26 protein-coding genes are annotated in these 24,929 nt (G+C 67.9%); 16 read left to right on the forward strand and 10 right to left on the reverse strand.

Annotation, left to right across the window (positions count from 1 at the left end; translation table 11 throughout):
* Positions 1 to 3: 3 nt before the first annotated feature.
* A complete protein-coding gene (gene smpB / locus FBZ83_RS17645) occupies positions 4 to 450 on the reverse strand; it encodes an SsrA-binding protein SmpB (RefSeq protein WP_145686347.1) in 447 nt (148 codons plus the stop codon).
* A gap of 66 nt (positions 451 to 516) precedes the next feature.
* A complete protein-coding gene (gene dapA, locus FBZ83_RS17650; RefSeq protein WP_145686349.1) occupies positions 517 to 1,392 on the reverse strand; it encodes a 4-hydroxy-tetrahydrodipicolinate synthase in 876 nt (291 codons plus the stop codon).
* Positions 1,393 to 1,470: 78 nt separating this feature from the next.
* Between dapA and FBZ83_RS17655 the strand changes: the two genes are divergently transcribed.
* Together FBZ83_RS17655 and FBZ83_RS17660 are read left to right on the forward strand one after the other, a co-directional pair.
* Positions 1,471 to 3,447 carry a lytic transglycosylase domain-containing protein gene (locus tag FBZ83_RS17655; RefSeq protein WP_145686352.1) on the forward strand — a complete coding sequence of 659 codons (1,977 nt, stop codon included), beginning with the start codon at positions 1,471 to 1,473 and terminating at the stop codon, positions 3,445 to 3,447.
* Positions 3,448 to 3,710: 263 nt separating this feature from the next.
* Positions 3,711 to 3,938 (forward strand): hypothetical protein, encoded by a 228-nt coding sequence (locus FBZ83_RS17660; RefSeq protein ID WP_145686354.1) that lies wholly within the window; start codon positions 3,711 to 3,713, stop codon positions 3,936 to 3,938.
* A gap of 49 nt (positions 3,939 to 3,987) precedes the next feature.
* Here FBZ83_RS17660 and mltG read toward each other — a convergent pair whose 3' ends face one another.
* The 5 genes from mltG to fabD all read right to left on the reverse strand — a co-directional run bounded on the left by mltG (position 3,988) and on the right by fabD (position 8,476).
* Entirely contained in the window at positions 3,988 to 4,989 is a 1,002-nt protein-coding gene (mltG, locus tag FBZ83_RS17665; RefSeq protein ID WP_145686356.1) for an endolytic transglycosylase MltG, read from the reverse strand.
* A 26-nt stretch (positions 4,990 to 5,015) separates the two neighbouring features.
* A complete protein-coding gene (gene fabF, locus FBZ83_RS17670) occupies positions 5,016 to 6,278 on the reverse strand; it encodes a beta-ketoacyl-ACP synthase II (RefSeq protein ID WP_145676542.1) in 1,263 nt (420 codons plus the stop codon).
* An 86-nt stretch (positions 6,279 to 6,364) separates the two neighbouring features.
* Positions 6,365 to 6,604 (reverse strand): acyl carrier protein, encoded by a 240-nt coding sequence (locus tag FBZ83_RS17675; RefSeq protein WP_014240383.1) that lies wholly within the window; start codon positions 6,602 to 6,604, stop codon positions 6,365 to 6,367.
* A gap of 169 nt (positions 6,605 to 6,773) precedes the next feature.
* Positions 6,774 to 7,511: a 3-oxoacyl-[acyl-carrier-protein] reductase gene (gene fabG / locus FBZ83_RS17680; protein WP_014240382.1), complete on the reverse strand. Its 738-nt coding sequence runs from the start codon at positions 7,509 to 7,511 to the stop codon at positions 6,774 to 6,776.
* A gap of 8 nt (positions 7,512 to 7,519) precedes the next feature.
* On the reverse strand, positions 7,520 to 8,476 hold the full coding sequence (gene fabD / locus FBZ83_RS17685; RefSeq protein ID WP_145686358.1) for an ACP S-malonyltransferase: 957 nt from the start codon (positions 8,474 to 8,476) through the stop codon (positions 7,520 to 7,522).
* A gap of 393 nt (positions 8,477 to 8,869) precedes the next feature.
* Between fabD and rpsF the strand changes: the two genes are divergently transcribed.
* The 10 genes from rpsF to FBZ83_RS17735 all read left to right on the forward strand — a co-directional run bounded on the left by rpsF (position 8,870) and on the right by FBZ83_RS17735 (position 17,381).
* A complete protein-coding gene (rpsF, locus tag FBZ83_RS17690) occupies positions 8,870 to 9,307 on the forward strand; it encodes a 30S ribosomal protein S6 (protein WP_035673612.1) in 438 nt (145 codons plus the stop codon).
* A complete protein-coding gene (rpsR, locus tag FBZ83_RS17695) occupies positions 9,308 to 9,580 on the forward strand; it encodes a 30S ribosomal protein S18 (RefSeq protein WP_014240379.1) in 273 nt (90 codons plus the stop codon).
* A gap of 33 nt (positions 9,581 to 9,613) precedes the next feature.
* Complete coding sequence (locus FBZ83_RS17700) at positions 9,614 to 10,570, forward strand: DUF2232 domain-containing protein (protein WP_145676545.1); 957 nt, start codon at positions 9,614 to 9,616, stop codon at positions 10,568 to 10,570.
* Complete coding sequence (rplI, locus tag FBZ83_RS17705; protein ID WP_145686360.1) at positions 10,570 to 11,139, forward strand: 50S ribosomal protein L9; 570 nt, start codon at positions 10,570 to 10,572, stop codon at positions 11,137 to 11,139. Before FBZ83_RS17700 ends, rplI begins: the two co-directional genes overlap by 1 nt.
* Before the next feature lie 248 nt (positions 11,140 to 11,387).
* On the forward strand, positions 11,388 to 12,641 hold the full coding sequence (locus FBZ83_RS17710; RefSeq protein ID WP_145686362.1) for an SAM-dependent methyltransferase: 1,254 nt from the start codon (positions 11,388 to 11,390) through the stop codon (positions 12,639 to 12,641).
* 182 nt (positions 12,642 to 12,823) lie between these two features.
* Positions 12,824 to 14,356, forward strand: coding sequence for a replicative DNA helicase (locus FBZ83_RS17715; RefSeq protein ID WP_145686363.1), 1,533 nt, complete (start codon positions 12,824 to 12,826; stop codon positions 14,354 to 14,356).
* A complete protein-coding gene (alr, locus tag FBZ83_RS17720) occupies positions 14,334 to 15,470 on the forward strand; it encodes an alanine racemase (RefSeq protein ID WP_145686365.1) in 1,137 nt (378 codons plus the stop codon). Before FBZ83_RS17715 ends, alr begins: the two co-directional genes overlap by 23 nt.
* Positions 15,470 to 16,246 carry an MlaE family ABC transporter permease gene (locus tag FBZ83_RS17725; protein ID WP_145676552.1) on the forward strand — a complete coding sequence of 259 codons (777 nt, stop codon included), beginning with the start codon at positions 15,470 to 15,472 and terminating at the stop codon, positions 16,244 to 16,246. Before alr ends, FBZ83_RS17725 begins: the two co-directional genes overlap by 1 nt.
* A gap of 8 nt (positions 16,247 to 16,254) precedes the next feature.
* On the forward strand, positions 16,255 to 17,046 hold the full coding sequence (locus tag FBZ83_RS17730; RefSeq protein ID WP_145686367.1) for an ABC transporter ATP-binding protein: 792 nt from the start codon (positions 16,255 to 16,257) through the stop codon (positions 17,044 to 17,046).
* Between the two features lie 116 nt (positions 17,047 to 17,162).
* Positions 17,163 to 17,381 carry a hypothetical protein gene (locus FBZ83_RS17735; RefSeq protein ID WP_145686369.1) on the forward strand — a complete coding sequence of 73 codons (219 nt, stop codon included), beginning with the start codon at positions 17,163 to 17,165 and terminating at the stop codon, positions 17,379 to 17,381.
* A 3-nt stretch (positions 17,382 to 17,384) separates the two neighbouring features.
* On the opposite strand, the gene FBZ83_RS17740 is transcribed toward FBZ83_RS17735, so the two are convergent.
* Positions 17,385 to 17,978: an NUDIX hydrolase gene (locus FBZ83_RS17740; RefSeq protein WP_145686371.1), complete on the reverse strand. Its 594-nt coding sequence runs from the start codon at positions 17,976 to 17,978 to the stop codon at positions 17,385 to 17,387.
* A complete protein-coding gene (gene map, locus FBZ83_RS17745) occupies positions 17,975 to 18,802 on the reverse strand; it encodes a type I methionyl aminopeptidase (protein WP_145686373.1) in 828 nt (275 codons plus the stop codon). Before map ends, FBZ83_RS17740 begins: the two co-directional genes overlap by 4 nt.
* 169 nt (positions 18,803 to 18,971) lie before the next feature.
* Between map and radA the strand changes: the two genes are divergently transcribed.
* The 4 genes from radA (at position 18,972) to FBZ83_RS17765 (ending at position 23,451) form a co-directional block, all read left to right on the forward strand.
* A complete protein-coding gene (gene radA, locus FBZ83_RS17750) occupies positions 18,972 to 20,372 on the forward strand; it encodes a DNA repair protein RadA (protein ID WP_041811042.1) in 1,401 nt (466 codons plus the stop codon).
* A gap of 42 nt (positions 20,373 to 20,414) precedes the next feature.
* On the forward strand, positions 20,415 to 21,101 hold the full coding sequence (locus FBZ83_RS17755; RefSeq protein WP_114856813.1) for a CvpA family protein: 687 nt from the start codon (positions 20,415 to 20,417) through the stop codon (positions 21,099 to 21,101).
* 100 nt (positions 21,102 to 21,201) lie between these two features.
* Positions 21,202 to 22,650: an amidophosphoribosyltransferase gene (gene purF / locus FBZ83_RS17760; RefSeq protein ID WP_014240365.1), complete on the forward strand. Its 1,449-nt coding sequence runs from the start codon at positions 21,202 to 21,204 to the stop codon at positions 22,648 to 22,650.
* A 90-nt stretch (positions 22,651 to 22,740) separates the two neighbouring features.
* Positions 22,741 to 23,451 carry an SDR family NAD(P)-dependent oxidoreductase gene (locus FBZ83_RS17765; protein ID WP_014240364.1) on the forward strand — a complete coding sequence of 237 codons (711 nt, stop codon included), beginning with the start codon at positions 22,741 to 22,743 and terminating at the stop codon, positions 23,449 to 23,451.
* A 63-nt stretch (positions 23,452 to 23,514) separates the two neighbouring features.
* Here the strand turns inward: FBZ83_RS17765 and der are convergent, their stop codons facing one another.
* Positions 23,515 to 24,918: a ribosome biogenesis GTPase Der gene (gene der / locus FBZ83_RS17770; protein ID WP_145686374.1), complete on the reverse strand. Its 1,404-nt coding sequence runs from the start codon at positions 24,916 to 24,918 to the stop codon at positions 23,515 to 23,517.
* Positions 24,919 to 24,929: the final 11 nt, after the last annotated feature.

Raw genomic sequence — 24,929 nt, forward strand, 5'->3', positions numbered from 1 at the left:
TCCTCAACCCTTGTCGCGCATCAGGCGCGCCTTGTCGCGCTGCCACGACCGTTCCTTCTCGGACTCGCGCTTGTCGTGCTTCTTCTTGCCAGTGGCGAGACCGACCTCGACCTTGGCGATGCCGCGGTCGTTGAAGTAGACGGTCATCGGGATCAGCGTGATCCCCTTCTGCTTGATGGCGCCCATGAGCTTGCTCAGCTCGCGGCGGTGCACCAGCATCTTGCGCGGGCGCTTGGTCTCGTGCTGAAGCCAGCGTCCCGCCTGCCCGTACTCCGGGATGTAGGCGTTGAACAGGTACAGTTCCCCGTTCTTGAGGCCGGCGTACGCCTCATTGATGCTGGCACGGCCGCCGCGCAACGACTTCACCTCGGTGCCGGTCAGGATCAGACCGGCCTCCATGGTGTCTTCGATGAAATAGTCGAAGCGTGCGCGGCGGTTCTGTGCCGCCATGCGCCTTGGTTCGGGCTCGCGGGCGGCCACGGATCCTCCTTCCCTGGGGCGGGGTGCTGCCGTCCCTTAGGACAGCAGCCCGGCCTTCTTCATCGCGTCGCGTACCGTGGTCCGCGTGCTTTCCGACGCGGCGACCAGCGGCAGACGAACCTCGTCCGAGGACTTGCCGAGCAGGCTGGCGGCGTATTTCACCGGGGCCGGGCTCGTCTCCACGAACATGGAATCGTGCAGCGGGGTCAGCAGGTCGCGGTACTTGTAGGCGGTGGCGAGATCGCCCTTCCGCCAGGCGTCCTGCATCGCGGCGCATTGGGCCGGCGCGATGTTCCCCGTCACCGAGATGCAGCCGACGCCGCCCTGCGCGTTGAAGGCCAGCGCCGTCGCATCCTCGCCCGAGAGCTGGATGAAGTCGGGGCCGACCTCCTGCAGCAGGCGGACCGGGCGGGCCAGATCCGCCGTGGCGTCCTTCACGCCGATGATGTTCGGCAGCTTGGCGAGGCGGGCCATCGTTGCCACCGACATATCCACGACACTGCGGCCGGGAATGTTGTAGATAACGATCGGCAAATCCGCCGCGTCATGGATCGCTTTGAAATGCTGGTACAGACCTTCTTGCGTCGGCTTGTTGTAATAGGGCGTGACGACCAGCGCCGCGGTAGCGCCGGCCTTCTTGGCGTGCTGGGTCAGCGAGATCGCCTCCTCGGTGGAGTTCGACCCGGTGCCGGCGACGACCGGAACCTTCCCGCCCGCGGCCTCGATGCACAGCTCGACGACCCGGTTGTGCTCCTCGTGGGAGAGGGTGGGCGACTCACCCGTGGTGCCGCACGGAACGAGACCGTGGGTGCCCTGCGCAACCTGCCACTCGACGAAGGACTGGAAGGCGGCCTCGTCCACTTTCCCGTTTTTAAACGGGGTCAAAAGAGCGACGATGGAACCGTACAACATGCCTGCCACCTCCGACGGACTTCAAGAAAAGTGTCGCGCACCTTAGCCGCACCCGTTCCCCCGAGCAAGAGCGCCCGGATGATCATCCGACATGCCACCCGTTCCGCCACCCGTTCCGCCATTGCCGCCGCCCTGCTGGGGCTGATCGTGCTGTCCCAGCCCGCCGGAGCGGCCAGCCTGACGGCGCAGGACCTCGCCGTCTACCGGCAGGCCTTCAAGGCGGCCGACAACGACCGCCACGACGAGGCGCTGCGCATCGCCGCCCAGGCGTCCAACAAGCTGCCGGCCAAGGTGATCCGCTGGATGGCCCTGGCGACTCCCGGCGGCGGCAGCTTTGACGAGATTGCCGCCTTCATCCGCGAGAACGGCGACTGGCCCAACCAGGCGCAGCTCCGCCGTCAGGCGGAAAAGGCGATGCCCATCGACCTGGACGAGGACCGGGTGCTCGCCTGGTTCAAGCAGTACCCGCCCCTGTCCAACGAAGGCTTCATGCGCCACGCCGACACGCTGCTGGCGACCGGCAACGCCGAGCGGGCCGTGCGGATGGTGCGCGACCGCTGGGTGGAGGCGAACTTCACCTCCGCGGACGAGGAGCAGTTCCTGGTCCGCTACCGCTCGCACCTGCGTCCGCAGGAGCACAAGGCGCGCATCGACCGGCTGCTGTGGGAGCGCCAGGAAGCCGCGGTGCGCCGCATGCTGCCCTTCTTCGACGAAGCCTACGACCTGCTGATCGAGGCGCGGATCGCGCTGGACAGCGACGCCAAGAACGCCGACGCCGCGTTGGCCCGCGTCCCAGCCTCCCTGCGCACCGACCCCGGCCTGCTGTTCGACCGCGCCCGCTACCGCCGCCGCAAGGGCGACGACGCAGGGGCGCTGGAGATCATCGCCCAGGCGCCCAAGGACATGGGCCGTCCGCAGGCTTGGTGGACGGAGCGCCACATCCTGGCCCGCCGCGCCATGGTGAACGGCGACCACAACCTCGCCTACCGTCTGGTGACCGCGCATGGACAGACCGAGGGCAGCGGTGCCGCGGAGGCGGAGTTCCTCGCCGGCTTCCTGGCGCTGCGCTTCCTCGACGATCCGTCGAGCGCCTTCAACCACTTCCACAAGCTCTACCGCTCGGTCGGCGCGCCGATCAGCAAGGCGCGCGGCGCCTACTGGTGCGGGCGCGCGGCGGAGGCGCTGGGCCAGACGGCGCAGGCCAAGGACTGGTACGCCAAGGCCGCCCAGTACGGGACGACCTTCTATGGTCAGCTCGCCGCCCGCCACGCCGGGAACGGACGCATCGCCCTGCCCGCCGAACCGCGCGTGTCCAACGCCGACGCTACCGCCTTCGAGCGGCGGGAGGTGGTGCGCGTGACCAAGCTGCTGGCCGAGATCGAGGGCAACACCGACGAGCGGGTGACCGCCTTCCTGCGCCGCATCAGCCTCGACGCCAAGGAGCCGGCGGATTACGTGCTGGCCGCCAAGCTGGCCCGCGAGGTCGGACGCCGCGACCTCGCCGTCGCCGCCGCCAAGGACGCCGCGCAGAACGACGTGTTCCTGGTGGAGGCCGGCTACCCGATGATCGAGAGCCGGCCGGCCGCTCCGGAAATCGCCCTGGTGCACGCCATCATCCGGCAGGAAAGCACCTTCAACACCCGCGTGGTGTCCTCGGCCGGGGCGCGCGGCCTGATGCAGCTGATGCCCGGAACGGCGCAGCTGGTCGCCGGCAAGCTGGGCGTCAAGCACGACACCGCCAAGCTGATCAGCGACCCAGACTACAACGTGCGGCTCGGCTCGACCTATCTGGCGGACATGATCGACCGCTTCAACGGCTCCTACATCATGGCCATCGCCGCCTACAACGCCGGCCCGACCCGTGTGCGCCAATGGATCGACACCTACGGCGACCCGCGCGGCGAAGCCATCGACGCCGTGGACTGGCTGGAGCTGATCCCGATCTACGAAACCCGCAACTACGTGCAGCGGGTCATGGAGGCCATGCTGGTCTACCGGGCGCGCATCCAGGGCGCCAAGGCGGAGCTGAACCTGGACAAGGAAATTCGTCGCTGATCTCCCGGCGGTCCTTCGTCTCCACCGGACGAGGGACCGCCGCATCGCTCAACAACGAATATTCGAAAGTCACAAAAGCCGGCTTAACTCTGTCACATACCAAAATCGAAATCGTCCAATTTTCGCTCTTTTTGTCTGAAGTGGTAACTCTTCTTCCTGTCCGGAAGGTGAATTGCATTTAATGCTCTATTAACCACAAGACGAGAGAATTCCCATGCACGGACGGACCGTGTTTCTCTTTATTCCGTGATTGGGAGCCTACCATGCCAGCACCGATGGTCGCCGATGAAGTCCGCCAGGCGTGCCGCATTCACGCGCGCCTTTTAGACGCCTTCATCGCCTTGACGGAGCAGGAGCTGACGCAGCTTGCCCCTGGCTTCGCCGAGGAAAGCCTCATGGAATCGCTGGAGAAGATGCGCGCCGCCCGCAAGAGCTACGGCGCCCTGGGCGGTGTCGTCGCCCTGGACGTGGTGGCGTCGAACGCCGCCTGACCCGCGGCGCTGCGTTCAGGCAGGCCTTTCGCTCGGGAACAGGGGACCGCTAGTCCTGCGGCGAGTCCCCGTTGCCCGCGCCGCCGGACTGCCGTCGCTGCACCTCGCGCCACTTGGCGACGTTCCGGTTGTGATCCGGCAAGGTCTTCGCGAAGACATGCCCGCCGGTGCCATCGGCGACGAAATACAGGAAGTCGTGCTTTTCCGGGTGCAACGCCGCCTGGATGGACGCCCGCCCCGGATTGGCGATCGGCCCCGGCGGCAGTCCCGCGGCGACGTAGGTGTTGTAGGGCGACTCGAACTTCCAATCGTTGCGGGTCAGGGCCCGCCCCAACTCCCCGCTGCCATCGGTCAGCGCGTAGATCACCGTCGGGTCCGACTGGAGCTTCATGCCGGTCTCCAGGCGGTTGACGAAGACGCCCGCGACCTTAGCGCGCTCGGCCGCCACGCCCGTCTCCTTCTCCACGATGGACGCCATGGTCAGCGCCTGCTGCGAAGTCTCGTAAGGCAGGTCCGGACCACGGTTCTTCCAGGCATCGTTCAGCGCCTGGGTCATGGCGTGCTGCATCCGCTCGACCAGGGCCGAGCGCGAATCGCCATAGGAATAGTGATAGGTTTCAGGCAGTACGGTCCCGTTCTTCGGAACCGTCTTCAACTCGCCGGTCAGCGCCGGCTCGGCGTCGAGCAGCGCCACCACCTGCGCGGAGGTCAGCCCCTCCGGCACGGTGAAGCGGCGGACCACGGTCTTGCCCTGGCGCAGCATCTCCAGAACCCCGTCGACGCTGATTCCCGCCGGAAAGGCATATTCCCCGGCCTTCAACGGCCCCTGGAGCTTGGCCGCGAAGAGGAACAGGATCGGGGACTCGACGACCCCCGCATCCTCAAGCGTCAGCGCGATCGCTTCCAGCCCGCTGCCGCGCGGAATGACCACCGTCTCGGCATGCTCAAGCGGTCCGGGGGCCATCACACGGAGGGCACCCCAGAACGCCACGCCGCTGCCCGCGGTGAGGACGGTCAACGCCCCCGCCGCGATTCGGAGGCCCCAACCCATCGGCGGTCTCCGCGATGCTTCGCCGCTCAGGCGAATTCCTTGAAGATCAGCGAGGCGTTGGTGCCGCCAAAGCCGAACGAGTTCGACAGCGCGGCCCGCACGCGGCGCTCCTGCGCAACCTTCGGAACGAGGTTGACGCCGAGGCAGCTCTCCGACGGGTTCTCAAGGTTCAGGGTCGGCGGAACCAGGCTGTGGTTGATCGCCTTGATCGAATAGATCGCCTCGACCGCGCCGGCGGCCCCCAGCAGATGGCCGATGGCCGACTTGGTGGAGGACATGGCGACGTTGTTCATCGCCTCGCCGAACAGACGCTTCACCGCGCCCAGCTCGATCTCGTCGCCCAGCGGCGTCGAGGTGCCGTGCGCGTTGACGTAATCGATGTCCGACGGCTGCAGCCCGGCCCGCTTCAGCGCGTTGCGCATGGCGCGGAACCCGCCGTTGCCATCCTCCGCCGGGGCGGAGATGTGGTAGGCGTCGCCGGACATGCCGTAGCCGATCACTTCGGCGTAGATGTGGGCGCCGCGCTTCTTGGCGTGCTCCAGTTCCTCAAGGACGACGACACCGGCGCCCTCGCCGATGACGAAGCCGTCGCGGTCCTTGTCGTAGGGGCGCGACGCCTTTTCCGGCGTGTCGTTGAAATTCGTCGACAGGGCGCGCATGGCGGCGAAACCGCCGACGCCCAGGCGGCTGACCGCCGCTTCCGTGCCGCCGGCGACCATCACGTCCGCGTCACCCAGCATGATCAGGCGCGAGGCATCGCCGATGGCGTGCGCGCCGGTCGAGCAGGCCGTGACCACAGCGTGGTTGGGGCCCTTGAAGCCGTGCTGGATGGAAATGTGACCGGACGCCAGATTGATGAGGCAGGCCGGAATGAAGAAGGGGGAGATGCGGCGCGGGCCCTTTTCGGCCAGCGTGACCGCACCATCGGCAATGCCCGGCAGGCCGCCGATGCCCGAGCCCACCATGACGCCGGTGAGTTCGCGCTCTTCCTCGGTCTGGGGGACCCAGCCGGAATCCTTGATCGCTTCGTGGGCGGCGGCGATGGCGAAGATGATGAAATCATCCATCTTCCGCTGGTCCTTCGGCGGGACGAAGACGTCGGGGTTGAACAACCCCTCGCCATCGCCGCGCGGGACCTGCCCGGCAACTTTCGAGGCCAGATCGGAGGCGTCAAAACCCGTGATGGCGCGGATGCCCGATTGGCCGGCGGTCAGACGCTCCCAGTTGAGCTTATGGCCGACACCGAGCGGCGTGACCAGACCAAGGCCGGTAACGACGACACGTCTCATGGGGTATTCCTTGACCTTTCCTCGGAAAACTCAGCGACGGCCAGGCCACTTTGGAAAGCTGCCTGGCCTTTCACGCCAGCGCCTGATCAGGCGGCGGCGTTCGCCTTGATGAAGTCGATGGCGTCCTTCACCGTCAGGATCTTCTCGGCGGCGTCGTCCGGAATCTCGCAGCCGAACTCCTCCTCGAAAGCCATAACCAGCTCGACCGTGTCGAGGCTGTCGGCGCCGAGATCGTCGATGAAGGAGGCGTTCTCCGTCACCTTCGACTCCTCGACCCCGAGGTGGTCCACAACGATCTTCTTAACGCGCTCGGCGACATCGCTCATTTTTTAAGACCTTCCAATCCTTGAGACCGCTCGGGCGAATTCGGCCGGCTCAACACGCGGCTGCGTGCCTTCCTGCCACAAAAAGCCCCGTCCGATAACACATTTTTACAGCCTTGACCAGCGCCCGCGGGAGCCGGTCGGAACCTCTGGTTCAGGCAGCGAATCCGCCTCAGATCATGGCCATGCCGCCGTTGATGTGCAGCGTCTGGCCGGTGACATAGGCGGCCTCATCGCTCGCCAGGTACACGACTCCGGCGGCGATTTCCCCCGGCTCGCCCATGCGGCCGGAAGGAATGGCGGTGAGCAGCTTGTCCTTCTGCTCGGAATTCAGGGCGTCGGTCATCGCCGTGGTGATGAAGCCCGGCGCGACGCAGTTCACGGTGATGCCGCGCGACGCGACCTCCGCGGCCAGCGACTTCGACATGCCGATCATGCCGGCCTTGGAGGCGGCGTAGTTGGCCTGGCCGGGGTTGCCGGTGACGCCGACGATCGAGGTGATGCCAATGATGCGGCCCCAGCGGCGCTTCATCATGCCACGCAGCACGGCGCGCGACAGGCGGAAGGCGGCGGTCAGGTTGACGTCCAGCACCGACTGCCAGTCGTCGTCCTTCATGCGCATGGCGAGCTGGTCGCGAGTCAGGCCGGCGTTGTTCACCAGGATGTCGATCTGGCCGAGGGCGGCCTCCGCGTCCTTGGCGAGCTGCTCGGTTCCGGCGGCGTCGGCGAGGTTGCCGGGCACCACCAGGGCGCGCTCGCCCAGTTCGGCGGCGAGCGCCTCCAGCGGGGCGACGCGGGTGCCGGACAGCGCGACGGTGGCGCCCTGCGCGTGCAGCGCGCGGGCGATCTGCGCCCCGATGCCACCCGAGGCGCCGGTGACCAGCGCCTTCTTTCCGGTCAGGTCGAACATGGAATGCCTCACAGGGTCTTCAGGAACGATTCGACGTCGGCCGGGCCCTGCACGGAGGTGCCGGCCAATTCCTTGTCGATGCGCTTGGCGAGACCCGACAGCACCTTGCCGGAGCCGAACTCGACCAGCGTGTCGACGCCCTGCCCCTTCATATAGAGCACGCTCTCGCGCCAGCGAACCATGCCGGTCACCTGCTCGACCAGAAGGCGGCGGATCTCGTTGGGGTCCGACACGGCCGACGCGGTCACGTTGGCGACCACCGGGACCGCCGGCGCGTTGATCGTCACGGTGGCCAGGGCCTCGGCCATGGCGTCGGCGGCGGGCTGCATCAGCGGGCAATGGAAGGGGGCGCTGACCGGCAGGCGCACGGTGCGCTTCAGCCCGCGCTCGGCCGCGATCACGATGGCGCGCTCGATGGCCTCGGCGTGACCGGAGATCACCACCTGCCCCGACGAGTTGTCGTTGGCGACGGTGCAGACCTCGCTCTGGCCGTTGGGGGCCTTGGCGGCGGCATCGGCGATGGCCTGGGCCTGCTCCAGTTCGGCGCCCAGCAGCGCGGCCATGGCGCCCTGCCCGACCGGCACCGCCTTCTGCATGGCCTGGCCGCGCAGCTTCAGCAGGCGTGCGGTGTCGGCCAGCGTGAAGGCGCCGGCGGCGCACAGGGCCGAATACTCGCCGAGCGAATGGCCGGCGACGAAGGCCGCGTGCTTGGTCAGATCAAGCCCGCCCTGATCCTTCAGCACCCGCATGACCGCGACGCTGACGGCCATCAGGGCCGGCTGGGCGTTCTCGGTCAGCGTCAGGTCGGCCTCAGGGCCTTCGAACATCAGGCGGGACAGGCGCTGGTTCAGCGCGTCGTCCACCTCTTCAAAGGTGAGCCGCGCGACCTCGAACGCCTCGGCCAGCTCGCGGCCCATGCCGACGGCTTGGCTGCCCTGGCCCGGAAAGACGAACGCCCTGGTCATGCTGTCTGGGAACCCTAGTAAAAAGGCGCGCCACCCGCGGCGCTGCCGTTGAATTCGGCGACAGTCATAACCAGCCTTTCGGGCAAGTCAAGCGATGCTCAACGTTGTCGGGCTGGAATTGGTGCCTTTCTGTTGCATTTCCGGCATTTTTTCATTGCTGCGATGCAAAGGCGAACGGAGAAAAGGGCCTTTCCATGCCCTTTTGAAAGCGGCGGCGGCGGAATCGCCCGCCGGCTCGTGTTTCCGCTTGTCGGGATAGGGCTTTTGTGCATACTGCGCCGCTTCATAACTCCTTGCCGGTGGCCCGCGTGCCGTCGGCTAGGCCCGGGCGGCTGATTCTGTCCATAGGGGATGGAGCGCAGCGCCGGACCATGAACAGCCATGGGGAGTACAATGGCTCTTTACGAGTGCGTGCTGATCGCGCGCCAGGACATTTCGGCCGCCCAGGCCGAGCAGCTCGGCGAGCAGTTCGCCCAGATCATTCGCGACAACGGCGGCCAGGTCGCCAAGACCGAATACTGGGGTCTGAAGACGCTCACCTACAAGATCAAGAAGAACCGCAAGGGTCATTACACCCTGTTCAACCTTGACGCCCCCGCCGCCGCCGTCCTCGAGATGGAGCGCAACATGGGCATCAACGAGGACGTGCTGCGCTTCATGACCGTCCGCGTCGATGCGCTGGACGCCAACCCGTCGGTGATGATGCAGAGCCGCGGCGAGCGTGGTGACCGCGGCGATCGCGGCGACCGCGGCCCGCGCCGCTTCGACGATCGTGGCCCGCGCCCGCCGCGTCGCCAGGAGCCCACCGTTGCCGAAGGGGAGAACGCCTAAATGTCCGACAAGCAGACCTCGGGCGCTCCGGCCCGCACCGGTGGCGGTCCCCGCCGTCCGTTCTTCCGCCGCCGCAAGACCTGCCCGTTCTCGGGCGCGAACGCCCCGGCGATCGACTACAAGGACGTCAAGCTCCTGTCCCGCTTCATCTCCGAGCGTGGCAAGATCGTGCCGAGCCGCATCACCGCGGTTTCCGCGAAGAAGCAGCGCGAACTCGCCCGCGCCATCAAGCGCGCCCGCTTCCTGGCCCTGCTTCCCTACGTGGTGAAGTAAGGACCAAAGCGGACAACAGGCAAAGGTAATCCCATGGCCTCGCCCCTGGCCGCCCCTCTGGCGGCTGCCATCGGTGTCGGCGTGGTCAGCGCTTTCTTCTACCTCGCCGTTCTGTTCGGCGGGTTCGGAGCGCTGATCCTGGGCTATCTGGCGCCGCTGCCGTTGTTCCTCGCGGGACTGTGGCTCGGCTCCACCGCCTCCCTACTCGCCGGTGCGGCGGGAACGGTGGCGGTCCTGGCGGTGTCGTCCAGCGTCCTGGTGTCTCTCGCCTATCTGGTGACCGCGGCTGTCCCGGTCATCCTGGTGGTGCGGCAGGCGCTGCTGGCGCGGGCGGCGGCCGACGGGAGTGTGGAATGGTATCCTCCGGGCCGGCTCCTGATGGCGCTGACCGGAATGGGACTGGCGGGCCTTCTGGGTGCTGCGGTTCTGACGCTCGATCAGCCCGGCGGGCTGGAGGGCGCGGTGCGGGAAACGCTGAGCCGCATGGCGGACCAGATGTTCTCCGCGCAGGGCCAGCCGGCCCCGGACCCGCAGGACATCTGGATGGCCGAGGTGTTGCCGGGCTTCGCGGTGATCTCATGGCTCGTCATGACGATCGTCAACGGAGCCCTGGCGCAAGGCGTCCTGATGCGGTTCGGCCGCAACCGGCGCCCCGCCATGCGGCTGGACGATGTGGAGTTGCCCCGGTGGCTCGCCACCGCGTTCCTGCTGACCATGGTGGCCGCCTCGCTGGCGTCGGACCCGGTCGGGTTCCTCGCGGTCAACGCCGCGCTGATCCTGTCCCTGCCATTCGCCTTTGCCGGGCTTTCGGTGGTGCATGTGTTCGCCCGAAGCCGATCGGCCAAGCTGCCGATCCTCATCGGGTTCTACATGTTCCTGTTTCTTTTCGGTTGGCCGATCGTGCTGATGGTCGGTCTGGGCATGATCGAGCAATGGATTGGGCTGCGTCGCCGTCTCCGGCCCGCCGGCCCCGATCAGGAGGACGAGTGATGGAAGTTATTCTGCTGGAGCGGGTCGAGAAGCTCGGCCAGATGGGCCAGGTCGTGAAGGTGCGTCCCGGCTTCGCCCGCAACTATCTGCTGCCGCAGAAGAAGGCCATGCGCGCCACCAAGGCAAACATGGCGTTCTTCGAGAAGCAGAAGGCCCACCTGGAGGCCGTCAACCTCGAGCGCCGCAAGGACGCCGAGCAGGTTGCCGCCAAGATGAACGACGTGACGGTCGTCGTGATCCGTCAGGCCGGCGAAACCGGCGTGCTGTACGGTTCGGTGACGCCGCGCGACGTCGCGGACGCCCTTGACGCCGCCGGCTACAAGGTCGACCGCAAGCAGGTGTCGATCGAGACCCCGATCAAGACGCTGGGCCTGTTCAAGCTGCGCGTCGTCCTGCACCCCGAGGTGAGCATCTCCGTCACGGTGAATGTCGCCCGCTCGCAGGAAGAGGCCGAGCTGCAGCTGTCCCGTGGTGGCATGGTCACCGCGGCCGACCTGCGCGACGACGACGAGGACGAGATCGAGGAGGCCCCCGAGGCCGCCGAGGCCGAGGTTTCCGAGGAGGGCTGACCGCCCGCTCAACGAGACCAGTCCGCTCGTCCGGAAGCCGCCCGCCCCCCAGGGGGCGAGGCGGCTTTTCCGCGTTCGGCACTCCGCATCGTCCGACCCTCCCCCATCCGGATGCGCCGGACGCCCCGCCGCCTGCCCCGTCCGGCGGATTGCCTCCCCCCGCACCGCTCCCCGACTCTCGTTCCCGGTGATTCGCCCGCGGCGATGAAACCGGACCGAGTCGTGTTCGACGGATGCGGAGACGCGCGATGCTGCTTGCCCGCCTGCTCAGCCCGGCCCTGACCGCCGGGGCCCTGGAGATCGTCGGTGCGGACGGACGGCGGCACCGGGTGGGTGCCGGCGCCCCCTCGCTGACGCTCCGCCTGCACGACAAGGCGCTGCACCGCGACCTCGTGGTCAATCCGCGGCTGCGCTTTGGCGAAGCCTACATGGACGGACGCCTGACCATCGACGGGGGCTCGGTCTATGATTTCCTGGCTCTGCTGAGCGCCGGCTCGGACAACGTCCAGGGCGTCCTGGGCAATCTCCGGGAAGCCGTCTCCCCGGCGCTGCGGCTCGTCCAGCAGAGCAATCCCCTGCGACGCTCGCGCCGCAACGTCGCCCATCACTACGACCTGTCGCGGGCCTTCTTCGAGCTGTTCCTCGACCGCGACCTGCAATATTCCTGCGCCTACTTCCCCACCCCCGACACCGGGCTGGACGAAGCGCAGGAGGCCAAGAAGCGGCACATCGCGGCGAAGCTGCTCCTCCAGCCGGGCATGCGCGTCCTGGACATCGGCTGCGGCTGGGGCGGCATGGCGCTCTATCTCGCCCGCATGACCGGCGCCCAGGTCACCGGAATCACCCTGTCCCGCGAACAACTCGCCGTGGCGCGCGAGCGGGCGGCCCACGCCGGGCTGGCCGGGCAGGTGCGGTTCGAACTGCGCGACTACCGGGAGATGGCGGGTCGCTTCGACCGCATCGTCTCGGTCGGCATGTTCGAGCATGTCGGGGTGCCCCACTATCCGGCCTTCTTCGCCAAGCTGCGTGACCTGCTGACCGAGGACGGGGTGGCACTGCTTCACGCCATCGGTCGGTCGGACGGGCCGGGTTCCACCAACCCGTGGTTCCGCAAATACATCTTTCCCGGCGGCTACTCGCCCGCCCTGTCGGAGGTGATCCCGGCGGTGGAGAAGGCCGGGCTGTGGAACACGGACGTCGAAATCCTGCGGCTGCATTACGCCGAAACGCTGCGCCACTGGCGGGAACGCTTCGCCGCCCGGCGGGAGGAGGCCCGCGCCATGTACGACGAGCGCTTCTGCCGGATGTGGGAGTTCTATCTGGCGGGGGCGGAGATCAGCTTCCGCTACCAGGGGCACATGGTGTTCCAGATGCAATTGGCCCGCTCGCTGGGCGCCGTTCCGCTCGTCCGCGACTACATGCAGCGCACCGAAGCGGCTCTGGCCGACGCCGCGCCGCGGCCGCTGCGCACCGGCCGGAACGTGGGCGCCAGCAACGCTTGACCAGAGCGGTCCGCGCCGCATCGACCCACAGCTTTTGCTCTGGTACAAGCCATTGACAGAGCTTTAAGTTTCCCGCTTACCCCCAGCTTTCACCGGCTGTGGGCAAAAGTTACTCACAGGAATGTGGGTAGATTTACCCCGATCGCACAGCTTTGCGCCCCGCCCTTTGCTAAAGTGCCGCTATGGATGACAAGACCACCCAGCTTTTCGAGCCGCGCCCCCTCGACGGCGGGCTGTCCCGTGCCGGTGCCGCGAAGCCGACGGCGGAATACCGCACGCCGCCGCACAACGAGGAGGCCGAACAGGCGCTCCTCGGCGCCATCCTGGTGAACAACAAGGCGTACGAGAAGGTCGGCGAGTTCCTGCGCGCCGAGCATTTCTACGACCCGGCGCACCAGCGCATCTATTCGGCCATCGCCAAGATGGTGGAGCGCGGCCAGATCGCCAATCCGGTGACTCTGAAGGCCTATTTCGACAACGACGTCGAGCTGGCTCCGGACGGCGGTGCCGGCTATCTGGCGCAGCTCGCCGCCAACGTCGTGACGGTCGTCAACGCGGGCGATTACGGCAAGACGATCCATGACCTGTTCCTGCGCCGACAGCTGATCGAGGTCGGCACGGACATGGTGAACGAGGCGTACCAGCACGACCTCGACATCGACGCCATGGACCAGATCGAGACGGCGGAGAAGCAGCTCTTCGACCTCGCCTCGACCGGCGACGTGCGCGGCGGCTTCATCGCCTTCTCCGAGTCGCTGAAGGCGGCCATCGCCACGGCGGAGACGGCCTTCCGCCGCTCCAGCCACGTCACCGGCGTCACCACCGGCCTGCGCGACATGGACCGCAAGCTGGGCGGCCTGCACCCGTCGGACCTGATCATCCTGGCCGGGCGCCCCTCGATGGGCAAGACGGCGCTGGCCACCAACATCGCCTTCAACGCCGCCAAGGCGCACATGCGCAGCAACGGCGGCGAGGGCGCGCCGGTCGGCTTCTTCTCGCTGGAAATGTCGGCGGAGCAGCTCGCCACCCGTATCCTGGCCGGCGAGGCCGAGGTGTCGGGCGACAAGATCCGCCGCGGCGAGATCAAGGACAGCGATTTCCCGAAATTCGTGGCGGCCAGCCAGGAGCTGAGCCGGGTCCCCTTCTTCGTGGACGATACGCCGGCCCTGACCATCGCCGCGGTGCGCACCCGCTGCCGCCGGCTGAAGCGCACGCACGGGCTGGGCATGGTGGTGGTGGACTATCTCCAGCTCCTGCGCGGCGGCTCGACCAAGGGCAACGAGAACCGCGTGCAGGAAATCTCGGAAATCACCCGCGGCCTGAAGGCCATCGCCAAGGAGCTGGAGGTGCCGGTGCTGGCGCTGTCCCAGCTCAGCCGCGCCGTGGAAATGCGCGAGGACAAACGGCCGCAGCTCGCCGACCTGCGCGAATCGGGCTCGATCGAGCAGGACGCCGACGTCGTGATGTTCGTTTACCGCGAACAGTACTATCTTGAGCGCGCCGAGCCGGCCCGCCGGCCGGAGGAGACGGAAGACAAGTACAACGACCGCTACGCCAACTGGCAGAAGCGCTACGCCGAGGTGCACAACACCGCGGAGGCGATCATCGCCAAGCAGCGCCACGGCCCGATCGGCAGCGTCCGTATGTTCTTCGACGGACAGTTCACGAAATTCGGCGACCTCGACACGACCCATGACTTCGGCCCCACTGAGTGATCCGCTGGCCCGCGCCGGCGCCGTCCTGACCATCGACCTCGGCGCCGTCGTCGCCAACTGGACGCAGCTCCGCGACCGGGTGGCGCCCGCGGAATGCGCCGCCGTGGTCAAGGCAAACGCCTATGGCCTGGGGGTGGAGCGCGTCGTCCCGGCGCTCGCCGCCGCCGGCTGCCGGACCTTCGTGGTCGCCCAGTTCGAGGAGGCGCTGGCCGTGCGCGCCGTGGCGCCGTCCCACGCCCGCGTGCTGTCGCTGGGCGGCCTGCCCGCCGGCACCGCTCCGGACTTCACGGCCCAGCGCATCCTGCCGGTGCTGAACCATCTGGGCGACATCGCGGCGTGGCAGGCCCACGCCAGGGCGCAGGGAACGGCCCTGCCCGCCGTCGTCCACATCGACACCGGCATGAACCGACTCGGGCTCGGCCCGGACGAGCTGGACACGCTGGTCGGCGACCTCTCCCGGCTTGAGGGGGTGGATGTCCGGGTGTGGATGACCCACCTCGCCTGCGCCGACGAGGATTCGGTGATGAACAGCCAGCAGCTCGGGCGCTTCCGTTCGGCGATCGGACGGCTGCCGGCGGCGGAGGCGAGCTTCGCCAATTCCTCCGGAATCTTCCACGGAACGGCCTTCCATTTCGACCTCGTGCGGCCCGGCTGCGCGCTCTACGGCGTCAATCCGACCCCCGCCGCGGCGAACCCGATGCGGGGCACGATCCGGCTCGACGCCCGGCTGCTTCAGGTGCGCAACGTTGACAGCCCTATGACCGTTGGCTACGGTGCCACGCACCGCGTTGCGGCGAGAGGAAAAATCGCAACCATCGCAGTGGGTTATGCCGACGGATATCTGCGCTCGCTCAGCGGGCGCGGCCATGTCTTCGTCAACGGCGTGGCCGCTCCGGTGGTTGGGCGTGTTTCGATGGATCTGGTGACGGTGGATGTCAGCCATCTTCCCGACGAGGCGGTGACGCCCGGCGGGCTGGTGGAGCTGATCGGCCCGAACCGCCCGGTGGACACCGTGGCGAGCGAGGGCGGAACCATCGGCTACGAGATCCTGACCTCGCTGGGCGCGCGTTACCACAGGGTCTACCGCGACCCGCCGCCGCCTGAGGTCGCTTGATGGGTTTCCTTGCCGCCACCGGACGGGCCTTCCTGATCTTTCTGGAAGCCACCGGAAAGCTCGCCATGTTCACCGGCGCCGCCCTGTCGCACTGCGTGCGCCCGCCGTTCTATCCACGGCAGATCCTGCGCCAGATGGTCGACATCGGCTATTACTCGCTGCCGGTGGTCGGGCTGACCGCGCTGTTCACCGGCATGGTGCTGGCGCTGCAGAGCTATTCCGGCTTCTCCCGCTTCCAGGCGGAGGGCGCCATCGCCACGGTGGTCGCCCTGTCGGTGACCCGGGAGCTGGGGCCGGTGCTGGGCGGCCTGATGGTTGCCGGGCGCATCGGCGCCGCCATGGCCGCCGAGATCGGCACCATGCGCGTGACCGAGCAGATCGACGCGCTGTCCACCCTGTCGACCAACCCCTTCAAGTATCTGGTGGCACCGCGCCTGATCGCCGGTCTGGCCATGCTGCCGCTGCTGGTGCTGGTCGCCGACATCATCGGCGTGTTCGGCGGCTTCCTGGTTGGCGTCTACCGTCTGGACTTCAACCCGGCCTCCTACATCGGCCGGACCTGGGAGTTCCTGGAACCGGTCGACGTCATCTCCGGCCTCGTCAAGGCGGCGGTGTTCGGCTTCATGGTGTCGCTGATGGGCTGCTACCACGGCTACCACTCGCGCGGCGGCGCCCAGGGCGTGGGTGCTGCGACGACCAACGCCGTGGTCTCGGCCTCCATCCTGATCCTGGTGTGGAACTACCTCATCACCGGCATCTTCTTCTCGACGAAGTGAGCGACCCCATGTCCCAGGTTCCCCCCGCTCATCCGCCGAAGATTTCGCTGAAGAACGTGCACAAGGCGTTCGGTCAGAAGGTCGTGCTCAACGGCATCGACCTGGAGGTCGGGCGCGGCGAATCGCTGGTCGTCATCGGCGGGTCGGGCACCGGCAAGTCGGTCATGCTGAAGTGCATCCTCGGCCTGCTGTCGCCGGACAGCGGCTCCATCCGCGTCGACGGCGAGGAGACGACGAGGCTGCGCCCGCGCGAGCGGGAGAAGCTGCTGCACAAGTTCGGCATGCTGTTCCAGGGCGCCGCCCTGTTCGACAGCCTGAAGGTCTGGGAGAACGTCGCCTTCGGCCTGATCCAGGGCGAGCACATGCCCCGCGCCAAGGCCAAGGACATCGCCATCGCCAAGATGGGCGCGGTCGGACTCGGCCCCGAGGTGGGCGAGCTGTTCCCGTCGGAGCTGTCCGGCGGCATGCAGAAGCGCGTCGGTCTCGCCCGTGCCATTGCCGACGAGCCGGAGATCATCTTCTTCGACGAGCCGACCACCGGCCTCGACCCGATCATGGCCGACGTGATCAACGAGCTGATCGTGAAGTGCGTGAAGGACCTCGGCGCCACCGCCGTGACCATCACCCACGACATGGCCTCGGCCCGCAAGATCGCCGACCGCGTGGCGATGATCTATCAGGGCCGGATCATCTGGACCGGCCACGCCAACGACATCGACAACTCCGGCAACCCCTACGTGGACCAGTTCGTCCACGGCCGGGGCGAAGGGCCGATCAAGATGCAGGTGCGGGCGCTGTGACGCGCCCGACCAGCGGGACCCGACGCCGGTTTGTGCAAAATTAACCTGCCGCCCGGTAGGGTCGGCCACGAAGACCGCCGGCCATCGCAGGCCGGCGCCCCATCGGAGAGACGAGCATGGCGGACATCACCACGAACGGACTGGCCTTCGCGAGCTTCATGCTGAGCGCCAAGATTCTGGAGACGCTCCAGGCCAAGGGTCTGCTGACCAACGAAGAGACGGTGCAGACCATCAAGAACGCCCACGAGCAGCTCCTCAAGAACGACAACCAGCTGTCGCTCGAAGGGGCCGACGCGCTCGCCCATTTCTTCGCCGGCCCGACCGACGGGAATTGAACCTTACGGCGCCGGACGGGCCGCCGACCGCGCGAGGTTGTCGCGCAGTTCCGGCAGCAGGACGGCACCCAGCAGGGCGATGACCGGCAGCAGGGCGTAGTCGCCCTCTGCCGCCGCGGCGATCAGGTCCGCGCGGGTCAGCAGCTCCAGCCGCATCTCCTCCAGATCGCCGGAATCCGGCTCGGCCACCTTCCGGGCGTTGCGGGCCTGGAACAGGTGGCAGACGCAGCCGCGCTGGTTGGCCTGCACCACGTAGGAGCCGAGCGCGGTCCACTCCTCCGCGACATAGCCCGTCTCTTCCAGCAGCTCCCGCTTGGCCGCCGCCAGGGGCGCCTCCCCAGGATCGATCCCGCCCGCCGGAAAGGTCTGGGTGACGCGGCGTGGGCCGTGCTTGTACTGGCGCAGCATCAGGACACGCCCGTCCGTGTCCTCGACGAACATCTGAACGAAATCGCCCTGTTCAACCTGGTAATAGTTCTCGACCCGTTGACCGTCCGGGGTCTCGATGGTTTCGGCGTGCACGCGGACAAAGGGGCCGGCGTCGAGCAGGGTGCGGCGGTCCAGCACGGTCCAGGGCTTCAGCTCTTCTCCGCTCATGCCGCAGCGGCTCCGGCCGCGGTTTCGTAGGGCGGCTGGGTGTAGCCGGCCGGCGACAGGGTGAAGATCTCGCAGCCCGTCTCGGTGATGCCGACCTGATGCTCGAACTGGGCGGACAGGGAGCGGTCGCGGGTGACGGTGGTCCAGCCGTCCGACAGGATCTTCACGTCCGGCTTGCCGGCGTTGAGCATCGGCTCGATGGTGAAGACCATGCCCGGAACCAGCAGCACGCCGGTGCCGCGCTTGCCGAAATGGTCGACGTGGGGGGCGTCGTGGAACACCCGGCCGATGCCGTGCCCGCCGAAGTCGCGCACCACGCCGTAGCGGTGGGATTCCGCAAGCGTCTGGATGGCGTGGCCGATGTCGCCGAGGTGGTTGCCCGGCTTGGCCTGAGCGATTCCGGCCATCATCGCCTTGTAGGTGATGTCGACCAGCTTGCGCGCCTTCACCCCGATCTTGTCGCCGACGAAGAACATGCGGCTGGTGTCGCCGTACCAGCCGTCGAGGATCACCGTCACGTCGACGTTCACGATGTCGCCGTCGACCAGCGTCTTGTCGTCGGACGGAATGCCGTGATTCACCACATGGTTCGGCGAGATGCAGCTCGCCGCCGGATAGCCCTGATAGCCGAGGGTCGCGGGGATGGCGCCGTTGTCCCGCATGAAGGTTTCGATCAGCCGGTTGAGATGGCCCGTGCTGACTCCCGGCACCACCTGGGGCGTGATGTGGTCGAGCGTCGCCGCGGCCAGCCGCCCGGCCTTGCGGATCGCCTCGAACTCCTCCGGGCCGTGCAGCGGGATCTTCCGCGCGTCCTTGTCCGCCACCGTGTCACCTCACATCCGTTGTTCATCGTGAATTCCGGGACAGAACCTATCACCGGAACGGCCGAGAAAAGCCCCAGCTTTTTATCACCTCTGCCATAGGATTTAGAACGTCAGCTTGCTATATGTGGGGCGCTTACCCCATTCCATCGCCCAACTCATCGCTGGACCTTTGGCAAAGCCAACCACCCGCTACGTCTGCCAGGCCTGCGGCGCCTCCTTCCCGAAATGGGCGGGCCGCTGCGACGCCTGCGGCGAATGGAACACCCTCGTCGAGGAAGCCGCGCCGGAGGCCGCCCCCAAGGGGTTGGGCGTGGCGCGCGGGCGCCGGCTGGACTTCGTCGGGCTGGCCGGGTCCAGCGAGGCGCCGCCGCGCCGCATGACCCGCATTGAGGAGTTCGACCGCGTCTGCGGCGGCGGCCTCGTCCCCGGATCGGCGATCCTGATCGGCGGCGACCCTGGAATCGGCAAGTCGACCCTTCTTCTCCAGGCCATGGCCCGGCTGTCGCAGGAACACCGCTGCGCCTACGTCTCCGGCGAGGAGGCGGTGGATCAGGTCCGCCTGCGCGCCGTCCGCCTGGGCTGCGCCGCCGCACCGGTCCAACTCGCCTCGGCGACCAGCGTGCGCGACATCGTCGCCTCGCTGGACGGCACCGATGGGCCGGAGGTGGTCGTCATCGACTCGATCCAGACCATGTATGTGGACAATCTGGACAGCGCCCCCGGCACCGTCGCCCAGGTGCGGGCTTCCGCGCAGGAGCTGATCCGCGTCGCCAAGCGGCGCGGCTGCGTCCTGCTGCTGGTCGGCCACGTCACCAAGGAAGGCACCATCGCCGGCCCCCGCGTGTTGGAGCACATGGTGGACACGGTCCTCTATTTCGAAGGCGAGCGCGGCCACCAGTTCCGCATCCTGCGCGCGGTGAAGAACCGCTTCGGCGCGACGGACGAGATCGGCGTGTTCGAGATGACCGACGGCGGGCTCGGCGAGGTCGCCAACCCCTCCGCCCTGTTCCTGGCGGAGCGGCGCGGCGACGTGTCGGGCGCCGCGGTCTTCGCCGGCATGGAGGGCACCCGCCCCGTGCTGGTCGAGGTCCAGGCGCTGGTCGCCCCCTCCCCGCTCGGAACGCCGCGGCGCGCGGTGGTCGGCTGGGATTCGGCGCGGCTCGCCATGGTGCTGGCGGTGCTGGAAGCGCGTTGCGGCGTGCAGATCGGCGCCAACGACGTCTATCTCAACGTGGCCGGCGGGCTGCGCATCACCGAGCCGGCGGCCGACCTCGCGGTCGCCGCGGCGCTGGTCTCCTCGCTGACCGGGGAGCCGGTGCCCGCCGACGCCGTGGTCTTCGGCGAAATCGGCCTGTCGGGCGAGGTGCGCGCCGTGGGCCAGAGCGACGCCCGGCTGAAGGAAGCCGCGAAGCTGGGGTTTTCAACGGCGATCTTTCCGGCTAGACGGAACGGCAAGAAGCCGGGGCGCGGCGACACCGGCCTGAAATCGGTCGAGTTGCAGCAGCTCAGCGAATTGCTGCCGCTGTTCCAGGCCGGATCGGGACCCCGTCCGCCACGCGGCCGGGATTGAGACAAGAATCTAAAGCGAAAGCGCACGAGGCGTAGCGGCGTTATGGACACCTTCCCGATCAACCCGGCGGATCTGGCCGTCATCGTGGTGCTTTTGCTCTCGGCCCTGCTGGCCTTCACCCGCGGCATGGTGGCCGAGGTGCTGTCGGTTGCCGCCTGGGTCGGTGCCGCGCTGATCACGCTGAACGCCCTGCCCCACGTTCTGCCCATCGCCCAGACCTACATCCACGTCGAGATGGCCGCCTACGCCGCGTCGGCGGTGGCGCTGTTCGTCGTCAGCCTTGTGGTTTTGACAATCCTGGGCCGCGTCGTGTCGCGCGGGGTGCAGAATTCCGGCCTTTCGGCGCTCGACCGCTCGCTCGGCTTCGTCTTCGGCCTGCTCAAGGGTGCAATCCTCGCCTCCGTCGCCTATCTCTTCTTCGCTTGGCTGGTGCCGAACCCGGCGGAGCATCCGGCGTGGCTGCAGAGCGCCAAGACCCGGCCGATGCTGGTGTCCGGCGCCGCCATGATCTACGAGGTGATGCCGGACTCGCTGCGCAAGGACGGGCTGGGCCAGATGGACATGGCGCGGGAGCGCGCGCGGCAGGCGGTGGAGGCCAAGGAGGCCCTGGACCGCCTGTCCACGCCGGTTCCCGGCGCGCCGAAGACCGGTGGTGCGTCGCCATCCGATACCGGCTATAAGGACCGGGACCGCGGCGACCTTGAGCGACTGATCCAGAACGCACGCTGAACGCCGCATGGTGCAGAGTGCCTGTGAGTAACGCCCCGCTGGCAAAGAGGCCGCCGGGGCAATGCCCTTTGGTGATGCTGTGTATGACGAGGATCTTCCGATGCTGACGACGCATCCGTTCGACGACGACAAGCTGCGCGAGGAGTGCGGCGTGTTCGGCATCCACAGCCATCCGCAGGCGGGGGCCATCACCGCGCTCGGCCTGCACGCGCTGCAGCATCGCGGCCAGGAAGCCTGCGGCATCGTCAGCCACGACGGCGACCGCTTCCATCTGGAGCACACCCTGGGCCTCGTCGGCGATCACTTCTCGTCGGAAGCGATTATCGGCAAGCTGAAGGGCCCGCAGGCCATCGGCCACGTCCGCTACGCCACCACGGGCGACACGACGATCCGCAACGTCCAGCCGCTCTACGCCGACTTCGAGTTCGGCGGCTTCGCGCTGGCCCACAACGGCAACCTGACCAACGCACACACGTTGCGCCGCCAGCTTGTTCGCCGCGGCTGCCTGTTCCAGTCCACCACCGACACCGAGACCATCGTCCATCTGATGGCCATCGCCCGCGGCGGTTCGCCGGTCGACCGGCTGATCGAGGCGGTGCGGCAGGTCGAGGGCGCCTTCTCCCTGGTGGCGCTGACCCCGAACGAGGTCATCGGCGTGCGCGACCCGCTGGGCGTCCGTCCGCTGGTCCTGGGCAAGCTGGGCGACACCTACATCGTGACCAGCGAGACCTGCGCGCTCGACATCGTCGGCGCCGATTACGTGCGCGACGTCGAGCCGGGCGAGATGGTCGTTCTGAACGAGCAGGGCGTGCAGAGCCTGCGCCCCTTCCAGCCGCAGGGCCGCCGTTTCTGCATCTTCGAATACATTTACTTCGCGCGGCCCGACAGCGTGATGGAGGGCTCCTCCGTCTACAACGCGCGCCAGCGGATCGGCGCCGAGCTGGCCCGCGAATCGGGGATCGAGGCCGACGTGGTGGTGCCGGTTCCCGACAGCGGCGTGCCGGCGGCCCTCGGCTACGCCACGCAGAGCGGCGTGCCCTTCGAGCTGGGCATCATCCGCAACCACTATGTCGGCCGCACCTTCATCGAGCCGACCGACCAGATCCGCCATCTGGGCGTGAAGCTGAAGCACAACGCCAACCGCGCCATGATCGAGGGCAAGCGGGTGGTGCTGGTGGACGACAGCATCGTGCGCGGCACGACCTCCAAGAAGATCGTCGAGATGGTGCGCGCCGCCGGGGCGAAGGAGGTGCACATGCGCATCTCCAGCCCGCCGACCTCGCACCCCTGCTTCTACGGCATCGACACGCCGGAGCAGAGCAAGCTGCTCGCCCACCGCATGTCGGTGGAGGAGATGCGCGACTTCATCCAGGCCGACAGCCTCGCCTTCATCTCGCTGGACGGCCTCTACCGCGCCATGGGCGCGGAGCGCCGCGACCCCCAGAAGCTAACCTTCTGCGACGCCTGTTTCACCGGCGACTACCCCATCGCGTTGACCGACGCGCTGGACCATCCGCCGGTCGAGGCGAACGTCCGCATCCGCGCCTGACCGCCTGACCACCGCCGCGACGGGCCGGCCGCAACCCAGCGGACCGGCCCGTTTGCCAATCCCGCTACCGAACATCGTCGAGTCGCCGCCATGTCCCGTCTTTCCGGCCGCACCGCCCTCATCACCGGCGCCTCGCGCGGCATCGGCGCCGCCGTCGCCAAGCGCTTCGCCGCCGAAGGCGCCCACGTCATCCTCGCCGCCCGCACCGTCGGCGGCCTGGAGGAGACCGACGACGCGATCTTCCAGGCCACCGGCCGCAACGCCACGCTGGTCCCGCTGGACCTGCGCCAGTTCGACAAGATCGACCAGCTCGGCTACTCGATCTTCGAGCGCTTCGGGAAGCTCGACATCCTGGTCAGCAACGCCGGCGTTCTGGAAGCGCTCGGGCCGGTCGCCCATTACGATCCGAAGCTGTGGCAGCGCGTGATGGACGTGAACGTCACGGCCAACTTCCGCCTGATCCGCTCCTTCGACCGCCTGCTGCGCGCGTCCGACGCGGGACGCGCCATCTTCGTGACGTCGGGCGCCGCGAACGCGCCCTACCCCTACTGGAGCCCGTACGGGGCCAGCAAGGCGGCGCTGGAGATGATGGTGAAGACCTATGCGATGGAAATCGCCTCGTCGAACCTGCGCGTCAATCTGGTCGATCCCGGCATTGTGGCGACCAAGCTGCGCATGCAGGCCTTCCCCGGCGAGGACCAGACCAAGCTGGCCCAGCCGGACGACGTCGCCGAGGCCTTCGTGGCTCTGGCGGAGGCATCCTGCACCCGCCACGGAGAGGTCGTGTCGGCGCAGGGGTGAAGAAGTTTGAGCCCTCCCCTGCGTCAGCGGGGGAGGGTTTGGGTGGGGGCCGTGAGCGACGGCTCAGTCGTCCGCGTACGGGTTCTTCTGCTTGCGCAGCAGTAGCCGCACCGGCACGCCCGGCAGTTCGAACGTGTCGCGCAGATGCGCGATCAGGTAGCGCTGATAGCTTTCCGGCAGGTCCAGCGGCTTGTTCACGAACAGCGCCACGGTCGGCGGGCGCGTCTTCACCTGCGTCGCGTAGCGGATCTTCACGCGGCGGCCCTCGACCAAGGGTGGCGGGTGGTGATCCAGCACGCCCTCGATCCAGCGGTTGAGCTGGGCGGTCGGGATGCGGCGGTTCCACTGCGCGTAGGTGGACAGGATCGAATCGAGCAGCGTGTCCAGCTTCTTGCCCTGCAGGGCAGAGATGGTCACGACCTCGACGCCCTTGATCTGGGCCAGCGCGGCCTGCAGCTTGTCCTCGACCTGACGCAGGGCCATGGCGCGGTCGTCCACGGCGTCCCACTTGTTCAGGGCGATGACCAGGGCGCGGCCTTCCTCCACCACCGTGCGGGCGATGGTCAGGTCCTGCTTGTCGAGGATCTGGTTGGCATCGACCACGAGGAGAACGACCTGCGCCATGCGGACGACGCGCAGGGCGTCGGCGACGGCCAGCTTCTCCACCTTGGCGTCGACGCGGGCGCGGCGGCGCATGCCGGCGGTGTCGACCAGACGGAACTTGCGGCCGCGCCACTCCCAATCGACGCTGATGGCGTCGCGCGTCATGCCGGCCTCGGGGCCGGTCAGCACGCGCTCCTCGCCGATCAGGGCGTTGAGCAGGGTGGACTTGCCGACGTTCGGGCGGCCGACGATCGCGATCTGGATCGGGCGGGCACGCTCCTCGTCGGTTTCCGGCTGGTCGCCAACGGGCAGTTCCTCGCCATTCTCCCCCTTGAGGGGGGCCGGGGCCGTCTCGACCGGCACCGGCTCCGGCGGCGCGTAGGGCAGCAGGGCCTCGACCAGATCAGCCATGCCCTCGCCATGCTCCGCCGACAGCGCGAGGGGATCGCCCAGGCCAAGCTCGAAAGCCTCGTAGAGGCCGGTCATCCCCACCTTGCCCTCGGCCTTGTTGGCGACGAGGATGACGGGCGTCTTGCTTTTGCGCAGCAGGGCCGCGAAGTGGCGGTCCAGCGGCGTGATGCCGGTGCGGGCATCGACGATGAACAGCGCCACGTCGGCGCGTTCCAGGGCGCGTTCGGTCTGGCGGCGCATGCGCGCCTCCAGGCTGTCGTCGGTGACGTCCTCCAGGCCGGCGGTGTCGACCACGGTGAAGGACAGCCCGCCCACGCGGGCGGGGGCCGAGCGCCAGTCGCGCGTCACGCCGGGCGTGTCGTCGACCAGCGCCAGCTTCTTGCCGGCCAAACGATTGAAGAGAGTCGATTTGCCGACATTCGGCCGACCGACGAGAGCAACGGTAAAGGACATCGGGCCGGGGG

The organism is Azospirillum brasilense (assembly GCF_007827815.1).
GTDB classification, from domain to species: Bacteria; Pseudomonadota; Alphaproteobacteria; order Azospirillales; family Azospirillaceae; genus Azospirillum; species Azospirillum brasilense_C.

Excerpts from the sequence above, each read along its gene's own strand:
- smpB (WP_145686347.1), bottom strand. The coding sequence starts at position 450 with ATGGCGGCACAGAACCGCCGCGCACGCTTCGACTATTTCATCGAAGAC.
- dapA (WP_145686349.1), bottom strand. The coding sequence starts at position 1,392 with ATGTTGTACGGTTCCATCGTCGCTCTTTTGACCCCGTTTAAAAACGGG.
- FBZ83_RS17655 (WP_145686352.1), top strand. The coding sequence starts at position 1,471 with ATGATCATCCGACATGCCACCCGTTCCGCCACCCGTTCCGCCATTGCC.
- FBZ83_RS17660 (WP_145686354.1), top strand. The coding sequence starts at position 3,711 with ATGCCAGCACCGATGGTCGCCGATGAAGTCCGCCAGGCGTGCCGCATT.
- mltG (WP_145686356.1), bottom strand. The coding sequence starts at position 4,989 with ATGGGTTGGGGCCTCCGAATCGCGGCGGGGGCGTTGACCGTCCTCACC.
- fabF (WP_145676542.1), bottom strand. The coding sequence starts at position 6,278 with ATGAGACGTGTCGTCGTTACCGGCCTTGGTCTGGTCACGCCGCTCGGT.
- FBZ83_RS17675 (WP_014240383.1), bottom strand. The coding sequence starts at position 6,604 with ATGAGCGATGTCGCCGAGCGCGTTAAGAAGATCGTTGTGGACCACCTC.
- fabG (WP_014240382.1), bottom strand. The coding sequence starts at position 7,511 with ATGTTCGACCTGACCGGAAAGAAGGCGCTGGTCACCGGCGCCTCGGGT.
- fabD (WP_145686358.1), bottom strand. The coding sequence starts at position 8,476 with ATGACCAGGGCGTTCGTCTTTCCGGGCCAGGGCAGCCAAGCCGTCGGC.
- rpsF (WP_035673612.1), top strand. The coding sequence starts at position 8,870 with ATGGCTCTTTACGAGTGCGTGCTGATCGCGCGCCAGGACATTTCGGCC.
- rpsR (WP_014240379.1), top strand. The coding sequence starts at position 9,308 with ATGTCCGACAAGCAGACCTCGGGCGCTCCGGCCCGCACCGGTGGCGGT.
- FBZ83_RS17700 (WP_145676545.1), top strand. The coding sequence starts at position 9,614 with ATGGCCTCGCCCCTGGCCGCCCCTCTGGCGGCTGCCATCGGTGTCGGC.
- rplI (WP_145686360.1), top strand. The coding sequence starts at position 10,570 with ATGGAAGTTATTCTGCTGGAGCGGGTCGAGAAGCTCGGCCAGATGGGC.
- FBZ83_RS17710 (WP_145686362.1), top strand. The coding sequence starts at position 11,388 with ATGCTGCTTGCCCGCCTGCTCAGCCCGGCCCTGACCGCCGGGGCCCTG.
- FBZ83_RS17715 (WP_145686363.1), top strand. The coding sequence starts at position 12,824 with ATGGATGACAAGACCACCCAGCTTTTCGAGCCGCGCCCCCTCGACGGC.
- alr (WP_145686365.1), top strand. The coding sequence starts at position 14,334 with ATGACTTCGGCCCCACTGAGTGATCCGCTGGCCCGCGCCGGCGCCGTC.
- FBZ83_RS17725 (WP_145676552.1), top strand. The coding sequence starts at position 15,470 with ATGGGTTTCCTTGCCGCCACCGGACGGGCCTTCCTGATCTTTCTGGAA.
- FBZ83_RS17730 (WP_145686367.1), top strand. The coding sequence starts at position 16,255 with ATGTCCCAGGTTCCCCCCGCTCATCCGCCGAAGATTTCGCTGAAGAAC.
- FBZ83_RS17735 (WP_145686369.1), top strand. The coding sequence starts at position 17,163 with ATGGCGGACATCACCACGAACGGACTGGCCTTCGCGAGCTTCATGCTG.
- FBZ83_RS17740 (WP_145686371.1), bottom strand. The coding sequence starts at position 17,978 with ATGAGCGGAGAAGAGCTGAAGCCCTGGACCGTGCTGGACCGCCGCACC.
- FBZ83_RS17755 (WP_114856813.1), top strand. The coding sequence starts at position 20,415 with ATGGACACCTTCCCGATCAACCCGGCGGATCTGGCCGTCATCGTGGTG.
- purF (WP_014240365.1), top strand. The coding sequence starts at position 21,202 with ATGCTGACGACGCATCCGTTCGACGACGACAAGCTGCGCGAGGAGTGC.
- FBZ83_RS17765 (WP_014240364.1), top strand. The coding sequence starts at position 22,741 with ATGTCCCGTCTTTCCGGCCGCACCGCCCTCATCACCGGCGCCTCGCGC.
- der (WP_145686374.1), bottom strand. The coding sequence starts at position 24,918 with ATGTCCTTTACCGTTGCTCTCGTCGGTCGGCCGAATGTCGGCAAATCG.